General features: G+C 68.5%; 17 protein-coding genes and 1 pseudogene. 14 read left to right on the top strand and 4 right to left on the bottom strand.

The window, feature by feature from the left end; translation table 11 throughout:
* Positions 1-48: 48 nt before the first annotated feature.
* The 8 genes from ACZZ93_RS10600 (at position 49) to ACZZ93_RS10565 (ending at position 6,841) form a co-directional block, all read left to right on the top strand.
* Positions 49-432, top strand: coding sequence for a hypothetical protein (locus ACZZ93_RS10600; RefSeq protein WP_463511061.1), 384 nt, complete (start codon positions 49-51; stop codon positions 430-432).
* A complete protein-coding gene (locus tag ACZZ93_RS10595) occupies positions 330-1,430 on the top strand; it encodes an MFS transporter (protein WP_463511060.1) in 1,101 nt (366 codons plus the stop codon). Before ACZZ93_RS10600 ends, ACZZ93_RS10595 begins: the two co-directional genes overlap by 103 nt.
* Before the next feature lie 111 nt (positions 1,431-1,541).
* The gene (locus ACZZ93_RS10590; protein ID WP_072590451.1) at positions 1,542-2,975 is read left to right on the top strand and encodes a dihydrolipoyl dehydrogenase family protein; all 1,434 of its coding nucleotides are present in this window, start codon (positions 1,542-1,544) and stop codon (positions 2,973-2,975) included.
* Positions 2,976-3,174: 199 nt separating this feature from the next.
* On the top strand, positions 3,175-3,477 hold the full coding sequence (locus tag ACZZ93_RS10585; RefSeq protein ID WP_056275888.1) for a DUF427 domain-containing protein: 303 nt from the start codon (positions 3,175-3,177) through the stop codon (positions 3,475-3,477).
* 68 nt (positions 3,478-3,545) lie between these two features.
* A complete protein-coding gene (locus ACZZ93_RS10580) occupies positions 3,546-4,433 on the top strand; it encodes an ABC transporter ATP-binding protein (protein WP_053098339.1) in 888 nt (295 codons plus the stop codon).
* Positions 4,430-5,110: an ABC transporter permease gene (locus tag ACZZ93_RS10575; RefSeq protein ID WP_230101098.1), complete on the top strand. Its 681-nt coding sequence runs from the start codon at positions 4,430-4,432 to the stop codon at positions 5,108-5,110. Before ACZZ93_RS10580 ends, ACZZ93_RS10575 begins: the two co-directional genes overlap by 4 nt.
* On the top strand, positions 5,107-5,835 hold the full coding sequence (locus ACZZ93_RS10570; protein WP_463507212.1) for an ABC transporter permease: 729 nt from the start codon (positions 5,107-5,109) through the stop codon (positions 5,833-5,835). The genes ACZZ93_RS10575 and ACZZ93_RS10570 overlap by 4 nt, the downstream gene beginning before the upstream one ends.
* Positions 5,836-5,917: 82 nt before the next feature.
* Positions 5,918-6,841 (top strand): ABC transporter substrate-binding protein, encoded by a 924-nt coding sequence (locus tag ACZZ93_RS10565; protein WP_463511059.1) that lies wholly within the window; start codon positions 5,918-5,920, stop codon positions 6,839-6,841.
* Between the two features lie 66 nt (positions 6,842-6,907).
* Here the strand turns inward: ACZZ93_RS10565 and ACZZ93_RS10560 are convergent, their stop codons facing one another.
* Positions 6,908-8,185 carry an AI-2E family transporter gene (locus tag ACZZ93_RS10560; protein WP_463498298.1) on the bottom strand — a complete coding sequence of 426 codons (1,278 nt, stop codon included), beginning with the start codon at positions 8,183-8,185 and terminating at the stop codon, positions 6,908-6,910.
* A gap of 94 nt (positions 8,186-8,279) precedes the next feature.
* Here ACZZ93_RS10560 and ACZZ93_RS10555 point away from each other — a divergent pair, with 94 nt between their 5' ends.
* From ACZZ93_RS10555 to ACZZ93_RS10545, 3 genes are all read left to right on the top strand, one after another.
* Entirely contained in the window at positions 8,280-8,579 is a 300-nt protein-coding gene (locus ACZZ93_RS10555; protein ID WP_053098343.1) for a chorismate mutase, read from the top strand.
* A gap of 138 nt (positions 8,580-8,717) precedes the next feature.
* A complete protein-coding gene (locus ACZZ93_RS10550) occupies positions 8,718-10,352 on the top strand; it encodes an ROK family protein (RefSeq protein WP_463511058.1) in 1,635 nt (544 codons plus the stop codon).
* Between the two features lie 161 nt (positions 10,353-10,513).
* Positions 10,514-11,248 (top strand): SDR family NAD(P)-dependent oxidoreductase, encoded by a 735-nt coding sequence (locus ACZZ93_RS10545; protein WP_463511057.1) that lies wholly within the window; start codon positions 10,514-10,516, stop codon positions 11,246-11,248.
* Positions 11,249-11,344: 96 nt separating this feature from the next.
* On the opposite strand, the gene ACZZ93_RS10540 is transcribed toward ACZZ93_RS10545, so the two are convergent.
* The 3 genes from ACZZ93_RS10540 to ACZZ93_RS10530 are packed head-to-tail and all read right to left on the bottom strand — an operon-like array spanning position 11,345 to position 14,517.
* Positions 11,345-12,265, bottom strand: coding sequence for a carbohydrate ABC transporter permease (locus tag ACZZ93_RS10540; RefSeq protein WP_171821966.1), 921 nt, complete (start codon positions 12,263-12,265; stop codon positions 11,345-11,347).
* 2 nt (positions 12,266-12,267) lie between these two features.
* The gene (locus ACZZ93_RS10535) at positions 12,268-13,242 is read right to left on the bottom strand and encodes a carbohydrate ABC transporter permease (protein WP_053098347.1); all 975 of its coding nucleotides are present in this window, start codon (positions 13,240-13,242) and stop codon (positions 12,268-12,270) included.
* Positions 13,243-13,272: 30 nt separating this feature from the next.
* Positions 13,273-14,517 carry an extracellular solute-binding protein gene (locus tag ACZZ93_RS10530; protein WP_056275906.1) on the bottom strand — a complete coding sequence of 415 codons (1,245 nt, stop codon included), beginning with the start codon at positions 14,515-14,517 and terminating at the stop codon, positions 13,273-13,275.
* A 288-nt stretch (positions 14,518-14,805) separates the two neighbouring features.
* Between ACZZ93_RS10530 and ACZZ93_RS10525 the strand changes: the two genes are divergently transcribed.
* The 3 genes and pseudogenes from ACZZ93_RS10525 to ACZZ93_RS10515 all read left to right on the top strand — a co-directional run.
* Positions 14,806-15,702, top strand: a complete 897-nt coding sequence (locus tag ACZZ93_RS10525) for an SIS domain-containing protein (protein WP_053098349.1) — start codon at positions 14,806-14,808, stop codon at positions 15,700-15,702.
* Between the two features lie 24 nt (positions 15,703-15,726).
* Positions 15,727-16,719, top strand: a complete 993-nt coding sequence (locus tag ACZZ93_RS10520; RefSeq protein ID WP_463511056.1) for an ROK family protein — start codon at positions 15,727-15,729, stop codon at positions 16,717-16,719.
* Positions 16,716-17,513: pseudogene (locus ACZZ93_RS10515) on the top strand (1-phosphofructokinase family hexose kinase); the annotation flags it as partial. The gene ACZZ93_RS10520 and the pseudogene ACZZ93_RS10515, both read left to right, overlap by 4 nt.
* Between the last annotated feature and the right edge of the window lie 130 nt (positions 17,514-17,643).

Raw genomic sequence — 17,643 nt, 5'->3', positions numbered from 1 at the left:
CGTTCGCGGCTTGACCTCAACCATTGTTGAGGTTTTACGGTCGAGCCTATGACTATCGACACGGGTGCGGTTCCGACCGCCAACGCCCGCACCGGCATCCTGAGCGGCACCTACGCATGGATCACGATCGGCGCGTGCGCGCTCGTGTTCCTCGGAGCGTTCGAGTCCCTGGCCGTCACGACGGTCATGCCGGCGGTGAGCGCCGACCTCGCCGGCGAGCGCCTCTACGCCCTCGCGTTCGCGGGTCCGCTCGCGACCGGTGTGATCGGCATGGCGGTTGCGGGCAACTGGGCGGATCGCCGCGGACCCGTTGCCCCCTCTACGCGTCGGTGGCGCTGTTCGTCCTCGGTCTGGTCGTCGCCGGACTCGCGCCGAGCATGGAGGTGCTCGTCGCGGGACGCTTCGCACAGGGGCTCGGCAACGGCGGCCTGATGGTGGCGCTCTATGTGGTCGTCGCCCGTGTGTATCCACGCGAGCTGCATCCGGCGATCTTCGCGGGGTTCGCCGCAGCCTGGGTCGTGCCCTCGCTCATCGGGCCGACCGTGGCGGGTGCCGTCACCGAACTGTGGAGCTGGCACTGGGTCTTCCTCGGCGTCGTGTTCCTCGTGGTGCCGGCGCTGCTCATGGTCGTCCCCGCGCTCCGGGGCCTCTCCGGCGACGGCGACGGCGACGGCGATGCGACGACGCCATGGGCCTTCGGGCGGATCGGATGGTCCGTGCTCGCGGCGGTCGCCGTGCTCGCGCTGAATCTGGTGGGCGATGTGCCGGGAGCGGGTCCTGTTCTCGCGGCCGTCGCGGTCGTCGTGGCGCTCGTCGCGGTTCGTGCGCTGTTGCCCGCGGGAACCCTCCGCGCCCGACGCGGCCTTCCCTCCGTGCTCCTCGTGCGAGGGCTCGCCGCCGCCGGATTCTTCGGCGCTCAGGTCTACATCCCCTACCTGCTGACCGACCGCTACGCGGTGTCGCCGACCATCGCGGGGCTCTCCCTCACCGGCGGGGCGCTGGCCTGGTCGGCGGCCGCCACCCTTCAGGGACGCTTGGGCGTCCGGCTCTCGAGTGCGGTGGCCGTGCGTGTCGGCACGGTCTTGGTCGTCGCAGGCGTCCTGCTGGCGCTCGTCGCCGCCGTGCTCGCCGCGCCGGTCGCCGTGATCATCGTCGCCTGGATCGTCGCCGGTGCGGGCATGGGGCTCATGAGCCCACGGACCAGCGCGCTGACGCTCGAGATGTCGGCACCCGAGAACCAGGGCTTCAACAGCTCGGCGATGACCGTCGCCGACTCGTTCGGCAGCGCGCTCGCGCTCGCGATCGCCGGGGTGCTGTTCACCGGCATCGCGGGGGTGGGCGACCCGTTCGTCGCGGTGTTCGCTTTCGCGGGGATCATCGCGCTCGCCGCGGCGGTGCTCGCTCCTCGGGTGGCGCCTCGGGGTGCCTGACCGGACGCTCACAACTCAGGTCGCAACGCGCCCGACGGCGCGTCGCGGAACAACCACCCCGTGACTCGACGTTGGACTTGAGCAAGACTGGGCGACGGAGAGGTGCACCCCATGACTGCTGAGAAGACCGACGACTACGACCTGATCGTGCTGGGGGGCGGGCCGGTGGGCGAGAACGTCGCCGACCGCGCCGTGCAGAACGGACTGACCGCGATCATCGTCGAGAGCGAGCTGGTCGGCGGTGAGTGCTCGTACTGGGCATGCATGCCGTCGAAGGCGCTGCTGCGTCCGGCCCAGGCGCTGCGAGCCGCGCAGAAGGTCAAGGGCTCGGCCGAGGCGGTGACGGGGTCGCTCGACGTGCGCGCGGTGTTCGACCGCCGCGACTCGTTCACGAGCAACTGGTCGGATGACGGGCAGGTGAAGTGGCTCGACTCCGCCGGCATCGACCTCGCCCGCGGGCACGGCCGTCTGACGGGTGAGCGCGAGGTGACGGTGACGGATGCCGACGGCGGCACCCGCGTGCTCCGCGCCCGCCACGCCGTCGCGATCAGCACCGGATCGGATGCCGTGATCCCGCCCATCGAGGGCCTGCGCGACTCGTCCCCCTGGACCAGCCGCGAGGCGACCAGCGCAGAGGAGCTGCCCGAGTCGCTGGCCGTGATCGGCGGCGGGGTCGTGGCTGTCGAGATGGCCACGGCTTATGCGGCCCTCGGTTCGACGGTGACGATCATCGCCCGCAGCGGTCTGCTGGGTTCGATGGAGCCGTTCGCCGGGGAGCGCGTCGCGGCCGGGCTGAAGGAGCTCGGTGTCGACGTCCGCACCGACACCGGCACGACCAGCGTGACGCGAGGCGACGAGGGAGTCGAGATCGTGCTCGACGACGGGTCGACGGTCACCGCTGCCGAGGTCCTCGTGGCGACCGGGCGGTCTCCTCGCAGCGGCGACATCGGCCTCGACGTCGCGGGTCTCGAGCCCGGTCGCTGGATCACGGTCGACGACACGCTGCGTGTTCCCGGATCCGACTGGCTCTATGCGGTCGGCGATGTGAACGGTCGTGTGCTGCTCACGCACCAGGGCAAGTATCAGGCGCGAGCAGCGGGCGACGTGATCGCGGCGCGCGCCAAGGGCGAGGACGTCGACGATGCGGCCTGGGGTCGTCACGTCGCCACCGCGGACAGCGCGGGCGCCCCTCAGGTGACCTTCTCGTTCCCCGAGGTCGCCTCGGTCGGGCATACCGAGGCAGAGGCCCGCAAGGCCGGAACCGACGTCGCCGTCGTCGATTACGACCTGGGTTCTGTCGCCGGCGCGAGCCTCTATGAGGACGGCTTCGAGGGGCAGGCCCGCCTCGTGATCGACAAGGAGCGCGACGTGATCATCGGAGCGACCTTCGTCGGCCCCGAGGTCGCCGAGCTCGTGCAGACGGCCACGGTCGCGATCGTCGGCGAGGTGCCGATCGCCCGCCTGTGGCACGCCGTTCCGGCGTACCCGACGATCAGCGAGATCTGGCTGCGGCTGCTCGAGTCCTACGGGAGGGACTCGGCCTGAGCCCATCGGACGGATGCCGACGACGGACGCCGCGCGGCCCATCCGTTTCGGCATCCGCTCCGAACAACCGACGAGAGACTGGCGCGATCGGCGCGCCCGGAGCAGGATTGTTTCCCACATTGACGACCTCCGGCACAACCCCCGGCCGAATGTCGCACACGTCTTATACGCTCGAACACACATCCGAGGAGGCAGGACCATGAAGGCTGTACTCGCAGGAACCGTCATCGCCGAAGCCGACGAGAGCGATCTCGCGCGCATCGAGGGAAACTGGTATTTCCCGCCGGCATCCATCACGGAGGGCGTGCTCGTCGAGAGCCCCACTCCGTACACATGCCCGTGGAAGGGCGCCGCCCAGTACTTCTCCGTCCAGGCCGGTGGCGAGCTGCACACCGACTACGCCTGGTCTTATCCGACGCCGTATCCGAGCGCCTTCGACCGTGTGGGCAAGGACTTCTCGGGCTTCGTCGCCTTCGACCCGCGGGTCGAGGTCTCTGCATGACCTCTGTATGCCGCAGTCGAGGCGCTGATGCGCGCCTCGTCGATCGATCGACCGGAGAGTAGTAAATCGTGATCGAGTTCCGCAACGTCACCAAGCAGTTCCCCGATGGCACGACCGCCGTGAAGGACTTCAGCCTGGTGCTGCCGTCCCGCAAGACGACGGTGTTCGTCGGATCCTCGGGATGCGGCAAGACCACTCTGTTGCGCATGATCAACCGCATGGTCGAGCCGACCTCGGGCGAGGTCGAGATCGACGGCGAGAGTGTGCTCGGCGGCGACCCCGTCGCCCTGCGCCGCCGCATCGGCTACGTCATGCAGAACTCCGGCCTGATGCCGCACTTCACGGTGATCGACAACGTCGCCACCGTGCTGCGTCTGACCGGCGTGAAGAAGGGTCCGGCGCACGAGCGCGCGCGTGAGCTGCTCAAGACGGTGGGGCTCGACCAGTCACTCGCCGACCGGTATCCCAGTCAGCTCTCGGGCGGTCAGCAGCAGCGCGTGGGCGTGGCCCGCGGTCTTGCGGCGGATCCGAACATCCTGCTGATGGACGAGCCCTTCGGCGCCGTCGACCCGATCGTGCGCGCCGACCTGCAGCAGGAGACGCTGCGGTTGCAGCACGAGCTCGACAAGACCGTCGTGTTCGTCACCCACGACATCGACGAGGCCTTCCTGCTCGGCGATCAGGTCGTGATCCTCGACAAGGGCGCGCGCATCGTGCAGGTGGGCAGCCCGAGCGAGATCATCGAGAACCCGGCAGACGACTTCGTCGCCTCGTTCATCGGAGCCGACCGTGGGCGTCGGGCCCTGCACCTCAAAGAGACCCCTCACGGCACCGTCGTGGTCGACTCCGAGGGGCGCACGCAGGGCGCGATCGTCGCGGCGGCCGAGACGTCCGACGGTCCCCTGGCGGGGCCGGATGCCGCCGCTCTCGGCGCTGTGCAGGGCGAGGGCGCGTGAACTGGGTCACCGACAACCTCGGGTTGATCCTCGATCTGACTCTGGTGCATCTGCGTCAGAGCATCATCCCGATCGTGCTCGGTTTCGTGCTGTCGCTCCCGCTCGGCTGGGTCGCGTGGCGTTTCCGCCTGGTGCGCGGCCCGATCATCGTGCTCACCGGTCTGCTCTACACGATCCCGTCGCTCGCGCTGCTCATCCTGCTCCCCTCGGTCGCCGGGTATTCGGCCCGGAGCGAGTCGAATCTCGTCATCGCACTCACGATCTATGCGATCGCGATCCTGGTGCGCGCGGTCTCCGACGGTCTCGATTCGGTCGATGACGATGTGCGCCAGGCGGCGACGGCGACGGGCTTCGCCGCCTTCCGCAGATTCTGGGCGGTGGAGTTCCCGCTCGCCGGTCCGGTGATCCTCGCCGGACTCCGCGTGACGGCCGTCAGCACCATCTCGCTCGCCACGGTCGGCATCCTGATCGGCGTGACCAACCTCGGCTACCTGTTCACGAACGGCCTCGACCGGCGCATCATCGCCGAGGTGTTCGCGGGCGTCGTCGCCGTGGTCATCATCGCCCTCGTGATCGATCTGATCCTGCTGCTGATCGGTCGCGCGCTGATGCCGTGGACGCGCGCCGCCTCGAAGAAGGTCGCGCCTCGGCCGATCGCGCTGGGAGCCCCGGCATGAATCTCTTCGCCGAGGCCTTCGCCTGGATGCTCGCTCCCGAGCAGTGGACGGGAAACTACGCGCTGCCCAAGCTGCTGGCCGAGCATCTCGCCCTGACGGTGATCTCGGTGCTGATCGCCGCGGTGATCGCGGTGCCGATCGGCTGGCTGATCGGCCACACGGGCAAGGGGCGCGAGGTCGCGGTCGCGATCTCCGGCGCGGCGCGAGCGATTCCCGCGTTCGGCCTGATGATCCTGCTCGTCCTCCTGCTCGGCGTGCTGCGTGTGCCGCAGGCGGCCATCATCACCTTCGTTCTGCTCGCGATCCCCTCGCTGCTCGCCGGCGCGTACACGGGGCTCGAGGCGATCGACCGCCGCGTGATCGATTCGGCCAAGGCGATGGGGATGACCGGCTGGCAGATCTTCTGGAAGGTCGAGGTGCCGCTCGGACTGCCTCTGCTCGTCGGCGGCCTCCGCTCAGCCCTGCTTCAGGTCATCGCGACCGTCACGATCGCCGCCTACGTGAATCTCGGCGGCCTCGGCTGGCCGATCATCCAGGGCATTCCCCTGCAGAAGTTCGATCAGGTGCTGGCCGGGGCGATCCTCGTGGCCACACTGGCGCTGATCGTCGACCTGATCCTCGCCGCAGCCCAGCACGCCGCGGTGCCGGCGGGACTCCGTGCCGGCCGTCCCACCCGTCGCCGGTCGCGCGACCTCGCTCCCGCCGCGGCTCCGGCCACGGCCTGATCGCGCACCGGCTCCTCCGTCCCTACCGCGCAGTTCCACACAGCAGCAGTCCCCCACAGCAGTTCCAGAAAAGAGGAAGTCCATGTTCACAGCACGAGGCAAGCGCTCTGTCTTCGCCGTCGGTCTTGTCGCCGCGGCTGCACTCGCCCTGTCCGCCTGCTCGTCGAGCAACCCGCTCGACGAGCCGTCCGCCTCCGGTGAGAGCTCGGGCAGCGGCGACACGATCGTCGTCGGCTCGCAGGCGTACTACTCCAACGAGATCATCGCCGAGATCTACGCCCAGGCGCTCGAGGCCGCCGGCTTCGACGTCGAGAAGCAGCTCAGCATCGGCCAGCGTGACGCGTACATGCCGGATGTCGAGTCGGGCGACATCGACGTCTTCCCCGAGTACACGGGCAGCCTGCTCGAGTACATCTCGGATGACGAGGTCGACGTCACGAGCCCTGACGACGTCTACGCGGCGCTGCAGGAGGCTCTTCCCGAGAGCCTGACCGCTCTCGACTTCGCCGAGGCGACCGATCAGGACTCCTACACGGTGCTGAAGAGCTTCGCCGAGGAGAACGACCTGAAGACGATCGGCGACCTCTCGAAGGTGACCTCCGAGGTCACGATCGGTGCGGCTCCGGAGTTCGAGCAGCGTCCGTACAGCCCGGCCAAGGCCAAAGAGGTCTACGGCGTCGACCTGACGTTCTCGGCCACCGGCCCGACCACGCTCGAGTCGCTGCTCGCCGGGCAGATCCAGGTCGCCGACATCTACACCGCCGACCCGGCTTTCGAGACCGAGGAGATTGTCGCTCTCGAAGACCCCGAGAACCTGATCATCTCGTCGAACGTCGTGCCGATCGTCTCGAGTGACATCGCCGACGACGTCTCCGATGTCCTCAACGCCATCAGCGCCAAGCTGACCGGCGAGGAGCTCGTCGCCCTCAATGTGCTCAGCACGGTCGAGGAGCAGTCCTCCGCGGACATCGCGAAGAAGTGGCTCGCTGACAACGACCTCGTCTGACCTGAGTCGTCCTCGCAGAAGTGCCCGGCCCTTCAGGGGCCGGGCACTTCTGCGTCCAGGGACTGCCTAGACCCTGGCGTCCTGCCGGGGTATCAGCACCTGTTTGATCACGATGAGGATGGATGCCGCGACCGGCACCGCCACGAGAGCGCCGAGCAGGCCGAGCAGCGTGCCGCCGGCGAGGGCGCCGATCACGACGAGGGCACCCGGAACGGCGACGGCCTTGTTCATGACGCGCGGGGTGATGACGTAGGCCTCGATCTGCATGTACACGAGGTAGATGAGGGCGAAGACGAGCGCTGCCACAGGGTTCGTGAACAGGGCGAGGCTCGTGCCGATGATCCAGAAGATCACCGATCCGACGAGCGGGATCAGCGTGATGCAGAAGGCGACCGTCGCCATGAGCGGCGGGAAAGGCAGGCCCAGGAACAGATAGAGCAGGAAAGCGAGCACGGCGTTGCAGAACGCGAGCACGACCATTCCCATCACGTAGGCGCCTACGGAATCGGTGATCTGCTCGGTGATGTCGCTTGCGCGAGCGCGGTCACGTGCGGGAGCGAGACGGAGCATCCCCGACTTGATCGACGGCAGCGTCGCGACGAAGTAGAGCGTGAGCACGAGCACCACGATGATGCCCGAGATGGCGTTGGCGATCGAGGCGCCGACCTGCAGCGCTCCTCCGCCGATCGCGGCGATGTTTCCCGGGTCGGTGAGGAACGTCTGCACATCGGCGACGAGGTCCTGGAACTGGTCGCCGAACTGGGCGTCGAGCGTCGCGTAGATGTCGCTGCGGGTGAACTCCTGGATCATCCCCGGCACCGACCGCACGAAGCTCGCGACCTGGTCGATCACGACCGGGAGCACCATCCACACGACGAGACCCGCCACGACCACGAGCCCGAGGATCGCGACGACCACCGAGATGGCGCGAGACAGCCCGCGCCGCTCGAGGAAGCGCACGGTGGGGTCGAGGCCCAGGGCGGCGAACAGTGCCAGGGCGATGTAGATGAGCACGGTCGACAGGTTCGCGACGGCCAGACCGAGCACGATGGCGGCGAGGCCGCCGATCGTCACCAGGAATCCGAACACGAAAGGCCGGTCGATGCGCGTCCAGAACGAGCGGCTCGGAGTCATCGGCTCGACGACCCCGTGATGAACTGCCGGCGACGTCTTCGGGGTGTGTGGGGAGATCGCCGGAACGGCGGTGTCTCCTGCGGGGGAGCTCGCGGACCCCGGGGTGTCGGCGGATGCTTCGGTGATCGACGCTGCGACGTCGGGTGCCGAGGAGGGTTCGGATGCGGCAGCAGACGCGCTCTTCGACGGGTCCTGCTCTTCTCGGCTCATGTGCTCACGATAGCGGCCGAGCGCGGGTCCATCCGGGAGGCATCCCCCTTCAGGGTGGGGTCGTTCTGCCGCGTGTTTCCGTAGAGTAGGGGGCATGACCGCCGCCGAAGACCCCCGAGCTGAACTCCTCCGACTGCGTTCGAGCATCGACAACATCGACGCCGCACTCATCTTCATGCTCGCCGAGCGCTTCCGCGCCACGCAGCAGGTCGGTCAGCTCAAAGCCGAGCACGAGATGCCGGCATCCGATCCGGGTCGCGAGGAGCAGCAGGTCGCGCGGCTCAAGGCACTCGCCGAGCAGGCGCATCTCGATCCGGAGTTCGCCGAGAAGTGGTTCAACTTCGTCGTGGCCGAAGTGATCCGCCATCACACCGAAGCCGCCGAAGGACGATGATCCGGCCTTCCGAGCGAGTGACAGTGTGTGCAGCACTCACTCGCCCGGGGACCGAACTAAGTTTATTGAATAAACTATGACCGAGGGTACGCAGAACCACCAGGTCTGTCAACTGATTCCTGCACCGGGACCGGCACCATGCTGAACGGCGATGACGCACTCGACACCCAGGCCTCGGTCCGCCGCGCGAACCTGCGCCGGGCGCTGCAGCTGGTCTTCCGCAACCCGGGCTCCGAGACCCGGGCGGGGATCGCCCGAGCCACCGGCCTGACTGCGGCGACGGCCTCGTCGCTGGTCGCCGAGCTCATCGAGCTGCAGCTGGTCGTCGACGGCGAGCAGGCCGCCAGCACGGGCGGCAAACGCGCGACCACGCTGAGCATCGAGGCCGAGCATCACGTCATCCTGGTGCTCGTGATCCGACCGACCGATGCGCGCATCGCTCTGGTCGCGCTCGACGGCACCGAGGTCGAGACGCGGCGGGTCGCGTTCTCCGATGAATCACGGGTGCGAATGCTCGACGCTGCGCTGACGGAGATCGCCGCCGAATACGCCGGACGGCTGCTCGTCGCGGGCGTGCAGCTTCCCGGGACGACAGACGGCCGCCGCGTGTTCGAGAGCGTGCAGCTCGGATGGACCGACGTGCCCCTCGCCGAGCGTTTCGAGCGCCTGCTATCGGTTCCCGTCCTTCTCGTGAACGACGTCGATGCCGAGGCGATCGCCGAAGCGGCCCGAGAGGATGAGTCGTCCGGATACCGGCTGTTCATCCACATCGGCACCGGGATCGGTGCGGCGGTGACTCTCGACGGCGAGCTCGCACCGGGCCCACGCGATCGCGCGGGCGAGATCGGTCACGTCCAGGTGCAGTTCGGCGAAAATGCGCGCGCGTGTCGCTGCGGACGCCAGGGATGCCTGGAATCGGCGTCGTCGATGACGGCGATGCTGGGCGACGACTTCGATGACGCCATGGATGACGAGGCGATCACCGCGCTGGCCGCGTCTGCCGATGAAGAGAAGCTGGCTGAGGGCGCACGCGCACTCGCGCGCACCATCAAGCTCATCGCCGCAGTGCTCGACGCGGCAGAGGTCGTGATCGGGGGCCGGCGCGCGCGCTCGGAGACCCGTTCCTCGGCCTCGTGCAGGCGGAGATCGACTACACGGCGACGGGCACCGCGAACGTTCCGGTGCGTTTCGCGGATGCCGACGCGTCGATCTCGACGGGGTCGCACAGGTGGCGCTGTCGAGCGCGCTCGGGGTCCGCTGGAGTCCCGCGCAGCTGCGCGCGGCATCCGTTCCGGCATCCTGATTCGCGGATCGGCAACGACGCATCGGAGGATGCGGGATCCCGCTCAGCGCGAGGCGATCCCGACGAGGGCGGCGACGAGCCCGGCGATCACCAGGACGACGATCGCGAGGATGTGCACCACCTTGCCCACGACGAGCATCGGCAGGTCGGGTCCGTCGTACGACGCGGGATTGAAGAGCGTGCCGCGTGCGCGGAAGCTCCAGCGCATGCCGAACCCGATGCGCCGCAGCGCGTGCGACGGTGCGGCGAACGTCTGCCCGCGCTCTTCGCGTGATGCCTTCCACGCAGCCTGCACGGCATACCAGGCGATGACGAAGAACGGCATCGCGAGAGACACGGCCCAGGCGATGAGCGCGACGCCGATCACGGTGCCCATCCCGGGGTCGAGCTCACGGATGAAGAACAGCCCGAGAGCCGCGAGTCCGACGGCCACGGGCACCAGCACCACGCCCCACCCCCACCCGGGGTGAGCGTCTTCCGTCGGCCGCCTTTCGACGCGCCCCGCATCCTGCCAGGTCATGTGATCCCCCGTCTCACCGCGCCGGATGGCGGAGTCGACCGTGCCAGAGTACCGGGAGCGGTCGGTTCCTGTCGGTGGAGAGGATGCTGAGCATCGCGAGAGGATGGGGTCATGACACGCATCCTCGTCACGGGCTCCACGGACGGTCTCGGCCGCGCGACGGCCGCCGCACTTCTCGACCAGGGCCATCGGGTGATCGTCCACGCGCGCAGCGCGGATCGAGCAGCCGCCGTCTCCTCGTTGACGGATCGCGGTGCCGATCTCGTCATCGCCGACCTCACGGATCGCCGTGCCCTCAGGGATGTCGCCGACGAGCTGAACGGGGGCTCGGAGGTCGACGCGGTCATCCACAACGCCGGTGTCATCTCGGGGTCCGGCATCCTGCCCGTCAACGTGGTCAGTCCCTACCTGCTCACCGCGCTGCTGCGCACGCCCACACGTCACGTCTACCTCAGCAGCGGGATGCATCGCGGCGGCTCGACCGATCTCACGGAGCTCGACTGGGACGGCTCGCGGACGACGGCCGGCTATTCCGACAGCAAGCTGTTCGTCACGGCTCTGTCGGCGGCGGTCGCCCGACGGTGGGCGCCTCGCGTCGCGGCCGACTCGGTCGATCCTGGATGGGTGCCGACCAAGATGGGCGGTGCCGGCGCCCCCGACGACTTCGATCTCGGGCATGAGACGCAGGAGCGCCTCGCGACCGAGCCGCGTCTCGACGTCACCGGCGGATACTGGCACCACGGCGAGCGGCGCACACCCCACCCGGCCGTCGACGACACATCCTTCCAGGAGCGGCTCCTCGCGGCCCTCGCTGACGCGACCGGGGTCGAGCTGCCTGCGCGGTAGGCGTCAGAGTCGAGGTTCCCGTCGCAGTTCGTGCCGCTCGCGGGTGCGCCCGGCGGCACGAACTGCGAACCGGACGCCCCGCGACGGGCCCGAGGTCTACTTGACGCTGCCGGCGGTCAGGCCGCCGACGAGGCGCTTCTCGATGAGCATGAACAGGATGACGACGGGCAGGATCGCGACGATCGAGACGCCGAACACGTACTGCCAGCTCGTCTCGTACTGACCGACGAACTTGGTCAATGCGACCGAGAGCGGCTGGTTCTTGTCGGTCGAGAGGATGACGAGCGATGCGGCGAACTCGTTCCAGCAGGCGACGAACGTGAAGACGATGGCCGTCACGATGCCCGGCCAGACGAGCGGCAGGTTGATCTTGAACAGCACGGTGAAGCGCCCCGCGCCGTCGATCTGGGCGGCCTCGTCGATCTCCTTCGGGATGCCCGCGAAGAACGAGTGCATGATCCACACCGCGAACGACAGGTTGAACGCGGCGTTGATGAAGATCATCGCCGCCCACGTGTCGCTGAGTCCGAGCACCGTGAACTGGCGGAACAGGCCCGAGGTGAGCACGGCCGGCTGCAGCATCTGCGTCACGATCACCAGGAACAGGAAGACCATGCGCCCGGGGAACTTGAAGCGGGCGGTGTAGTAGGCCGCGGGCAGCGAGACCAGCAGCACGAGCAGCGTCGCGAACACGGCGATGATGATCGTCGAGATGAGGTTGTAGGGCAGCGGCGTCTCGGGGGTCGACCACATCGAGATGTAGTTCTCCCAGTGCCACTCGATCGGCAGGTACGTCGGGTCGACCGAGCGGATCTGCGACTTCGTCTTCACGGAGCCGAAGAACATGATCAGGTACGGCAGCACGAAGATCGCGAGCACCAGGATGCCGGCGGCCATGCGCAGGATGACCCGGGGCAGCGTGACCTGGTCCTCGGTGTAGCGGCGCTTGCGTCCGGGGATGCGAGGGGCGGCGTCATCGCCCGCGGTGGTGACGAGGGCGGTCTCGGTCAGGGTCATGATCAGACCTCCTTCATGGGCTTGACGGCCTTGACGTAGATCGCGACGATCACGATCACGATGAGGAAGGCGACGACCGAGAGTGCGCTCGCGACGTCGACTTTCTTCTGCAGCTCGATGTACTTGAAGATCATCGTCATGATCGTGTCGGCGCCGTATCCGGGGATCGACCCGGTCATCACCTTGAGGATCGGCAGCGAGTTGAAGACGTTGATGATGTTGATGAGGATCGCGACGGCGAGGGCGCTGCGCAGCTGGGGAACGACGACCGTCCAGTAAGTGCGGGTCGCGCCGGCGCCGTCCATCTTCGCGGCTTCGAGGGTGTCGGCCGGAACCGTCTGGAGGCCCGCGAGGATCGTGTAGGTCGTGAACGGCAGCGAGACGAAGATCGCGATCACGATCGACCAGGCGAAGGCGGTGGCCGGGTTCTTGGTCCAGCCGTAGCCGACCGCGTCGTCTGCGAGCCCGATGTCGTAGAGGAACTTGTTGAAGACGCCGAAGTACGGCTCGAGGCTGTAGTAGAAGACCATCGTCGTCATCACGACGGATGCCGCCCACGGCACGATCACGGCCATGCGGACGATCTGGCGACCGGGGAAGGCCTTGTTGAGGATCTGCGCGAGCCCGAGCGAGATCATCACGGTGAAGGTCACCACCGCGACGACCCAGATGATCGTGCGGAACATGATCGGCCAGAACTCGGCGAACGTGAACACGGTCACGAAGTTGTCGAAGCCCACCGAGCCCTTGTCGAGGCCCGAGAGGGAGATGTCACGGGTGGAGTTGAAGAACATCACCCCGGCGGGGAACAGGACCACGCCGATGATGAGGAGCAGGGCGGGCGCGATCCAGGGCAGCGCCTGGAGCAGGTCCTTCCCTCCCGGCTTGCCGCGGGCGGCGCCCGATCGGCGGCCCGGGGTGCGGGGGCGGCCGGTGGCCGCCCCCGCGAGGTTCGAGGATTCTTTCGTCTGGCTCATGGGATACCCGAACCTCTCCGTCTGCGGGGCTCAGCCCGCGTCGACCTGTGCCTGGATCTCGGCCAGGACGTCCTGGGCCGGCTTCGACTGCAGCTGGCCGAACAGCGACTTGAAGGCGCCGTCGGTGGCCGACCACTTCTCGTTCGTCGACGGGTAGAACTGCGCGTCGGGCAGGACCTCGAGGAACGGCGCGAGCGCCTCCTCACCGGCGAGCTGCTCGGCACCGGACTTGGTGACGGGCAGGAAGCCCTCTGCCTGCACCCACGGCACGTACACGTCTGCCGAGTAGTAGTAGTCGAAGAAGGCGGTGATCGCCTCCTGCTTGTCGCCGTCGTTCTGGAAGGCCATCAGCTGGTCCATGACGCCGAGGGTGAAGGGCGAGCCGTCCTTCGTCGGGATCGGGACGATCGAGTAGTCGAGCTCGGGGTTGCCCTCTTCGATCTGGCCGACCGTCGGCGGCAGGCCGACCTGCATGCCGATCTTGCCCTGGATGAAGATGTCCATCAGGGGCGAACGCTGCGTCGAGCCGGGGTCGGCCTGCGTCGCACCGGCGTCGATCATCTTCTTGATCTGCTCGGCGCCTTCGAGGTTCTCGGGGGTGTCGATCGTGATCTCGGACGCGTCGCCGAACGATCCGCCGCCGCCCCACAGCCACACGGCCGCTTCGGCCTGAGCCTCTTCGGAGCCGAGGGGCATGCCGTAGCCGGCCACGCCGCCACCGAGTGCCGACACCTTGGTCGCAGCGTCGAGCAGCTCGTCCCAGGTCGTCGGAGCCTCGACGCCGGCCTGCTCGAGCAGCGCGTTGTTGACGAACAGCGCACGGGCCGATGCGATCAGCGGCAGGGCGTAGGCCGTGCCGTCGACCTCGGCGTTCGCGAGGAACGCGTCCTGGAAGTCGGAGTAGGTCTCCTCCGAGACGACGTCTTCGACCGGGTAGAGCAGTTCGTCGCCGACGAATCCGGCGAACGGACCGCCGTTGTAGATGTCGGGAGCCTCGCCGGCCTGGATCTTGGTGGAGACGACCTTCTCGAGGTTGTCCCACGACTGCACCTCGAGGTCGACCGTGATGTCAGGGTTCTCCTTCTCGAAACCCTCGATCACGTCTTCCCACAGGCCCTTGGTGGCGTCGGAGTAGCTGGGGACCAGAAGGTTGAGCGTCGTCTCGCCCTCGGCGTCTCCGCCGCCTCCTGTCGAGCCGCCGAACCCGCACGAAGCGAGCGTGAGCGTGGCGGTGGCCGCAAGAGCGACAGCACCGAATCGCAGTGACTTCTTCATGTGTATTGCATTCCTCACTGTGTAGGTGGTGCACAGTCGCAAGCACAGCACGCGACGGTGCGTGTGATCGCCTCCCCCGGTGGCGGGACGATCGGTTCAAGCCGGGTCGGCTCGAGGAACCCTCCATGGACCGGATCTCCGGAGGGGCGGTGGAACTTGTTCGATTATTTGTCAGGAGAATAAACAAATCAAGAGGAACCTTGCAACGATTCCTAATGTCGACATACTATGATCGAATAAGCCGCTAAACAATCACAAACTTGCAACATCTGGTCCGGAGGGCCCGACATGACCGAACTTCTGCCCGGCGCACACATGCGCGAAGAACTGAATTCGCAGCCCGAGACCTGGGCCCGCGCGGCCGATCTCCGCGACGCGCAGGCGCTGCTCCCGGCATCCGGAGCCCGCATCGCCGTCGTCGGCTGCGGAACCTCGTGGTTCATGGCGCAGTCCTACGCGTTCCTCCGCGAGACCGCGGGCCAGGGCGAGACCGATGCGTTCGCCGCATCCGAGTCGTTCGTCGACCGCGGCTACGACGCGGTCGTCGCACTGACGCGCTCGGGCACGACGACCGAGGTGCTCGAGCTGGTCGAGCGCATCAAGGGCCGCGTGCCCACGATCGGCGTGATCGGCGACGAGACATCGCCGCTCGTCTCGCTCGTCGACGACGCCGTGCTGCTGCCCTTCGCCGATGAGAAGTCGGTGGTGCAGACCCGCTTCGCGACCACGGCCCTGGCACTCTTCCGTGCCTCCCTGGGTGAGGACCTCACCGCGGCGATCGCGGATGCGGCCGCCGTGCTCACGGCGGACTACGACGACGAGCTCCGCGACGCCGAGCAGTACTCGTTCCTCGGCCGTGGGTGGACGGTCGGCCTCGCGCACGAGGCCGCGCTGAAGATGCGCGAGTCGTCGCAGTCGTGGACCGAGTCGTACCCGTCGATGGAGTACCGCCACGGTCCGATCGCGATCGCCGCCCCCGGCCGCGTCACCTGGCAGTTCGGCGAGGCGCCCGAAGGCCTGGCCGCGCAGGTCGAGGCCACCGGAGCCCGCTTCGTGCAGCATCCGGTCGACCCGCTCGCCGACCTCGTGCGCCTGCACCGCGTCGCCCTCGATAGGGCCGTCGCCCGCGGGCTCGACCCCGACCAGCCGCGCAACCTCACGCGATCCGTCATCCTGGATGCATGACCCGACCCATCAGCGGAGCGATCGATGACCAGCACTGAGGATGCCGCGAGCATCGCCGACGTCGTGAGCGACGCGTCGGGCGAGCGGCTCGCCGCCGCGCGCCCGCTCGGTCACGGCGCGCCGGTGCTGGCGTTCGACGTGGGCGGCACCGACATCAAGTCGGCGCTGTTCGATGCCGACGGCACGGCTCTCGGCCTCCGCCGCACGCCGACCCCCGTCGCCGAGGGCGACCGCACGGAGGTGCTGATCGAGCGCCTGGGCGTGCTCGCCGCCGAACTGCGGGCCGACCACCCAGGTGTCGTGCCGCAGGCGGCAGGACTCGTGGTGCCGGGGATCGTCGACGCGGAGGCCGGCCTCGGCGTCTTCGCGAGCAATCTCGGCTGGCGGAACTCGCCGCTGCGCGACCTCGCGTCGGAGAAGCTCGGTCTGCCCGTCGCGTTCGATCACGACGTGCGGGCGGCGAGCTGGGCCGAGCACCGCCTCGGCGGCGCCCGCGCCTACTCGAACTCCGTCGTGCTGGTCATCGGCACGGGCATCGCAGGTGCCCTGTTGGTGGGCGGCGAGCCGTACACCGCCGGCGGCTACGCGGGCGAGATCGGCCACTCGCCGATCGCCGACGGACCGGTGTGCGCGTGCGGTGCGCGCGGGTGCCTCGAGGTCGTCGCGTCTGCCGGCGCCATCGCTCGCCGCTATCGCGAGGCGACCGGAATCAGCCCTGACGGCGCGAGGGACGTGATCGCCCGCGCGGCGGCCGGCGACCGCGTCGCCTCCGAGATCTGGAACTCGGCGCTCGACGCCCTCGCCCTGTCGCTCGCGCAGCTCACCGCCGTCATCGCCCCCGAGGCGATCGTGATCGGTGGTGGACTATCCCGCGCCGGGGGAGCGCTCTTCGACGAGCTGCGGGCACGACTGGCGGAGCGTCTGAGCTTCCATCGCCTTCCTGAGCTCGTGCCGGCGGAGCTGTCGGGCAATGCCGGCATCCTGGGCGCGGCGCTGCGCGCAAGGGAGCTGGCATGATCCTCACCGTCACCCCGAACCCCGCGCTCGACTTCACCTGGCACGTCGAGCGACTGACCCTCGGCGAGACCCACCGAGCGGATGCCGGTGCGGTGCGTGCCGGCGGCAAAGGCCTGAACGTCGCCCGGGTCGCCCACGCGCAGGGCGCCTCGGTGCTCGCCGTGTCGACGGCAGGCGGTCGCAGCGGTGTCGAGCTCGCCGCAGAGCTCGGGGCCAGCGGCGTGCCCCATCGCCTGGTCCCCGTGGTCGGAGCGACACGGCAGAGCATCGCGCTGGTCGACGAGACCCTCGGCGACACGACGATCGTGAACGAGCGGGGCGTGAACCCCTCCGACCCCGAGTGGGCTGCGATGCTGGGCGAGGTCGTCGATGCCCTTCCCGGCGCGCGCGTGCTCGTGGTCTCGGGCAGCCTGCCGCCCGGTGCTCCTGAGACGCTGCTTCCGCTGCTGATCGGCACGGCGCGGGACGCCGGTGTGCCCGTGATCGTCGACACCTCGGGTCCGGCTCTCCTGCATGCGGCGGATGCCGGAGCATCCGTGCTCAAGCCCAACGCCGCCGAGCTCGTCGAGGCGACCGGCATCACCGACCCGGTCGGCGGTGCCCGCTCGCTGATCGAGCGCGGTGTCGATCTCGTGCTGCTGTCACTCGGCGCCGAGGGCATGCTCGCCGTCACGGCCTCCGACGTGCTGCATGCGCGCCTCGATGCCCCGCTGGCCGGCAACCCGACCGGTGCGGGTGACGCCGGAGTGGCCGCGTGCGCCGTGCTCTACGCCGACGGCATCCGGGATCCCGCAACGATTCTGCGACGCGCCACCGCCTGGTCGGCCGCCGCCGTGCTCATGCCGCTCGCCGGCGAGATCTCCGACGACTGGCAGGCGCTTGAGCAGCGCCTCGTCGTCGCCCCCTACAACTCCGCCCTTCGAG

The organism is Microbacterium sp. AC026, assembly GCF_979258475.1.
Note: the sequence above shows the minus strand (reverse complement) of the source record. Positions and strands in the feature narration are given on the sequence as shown.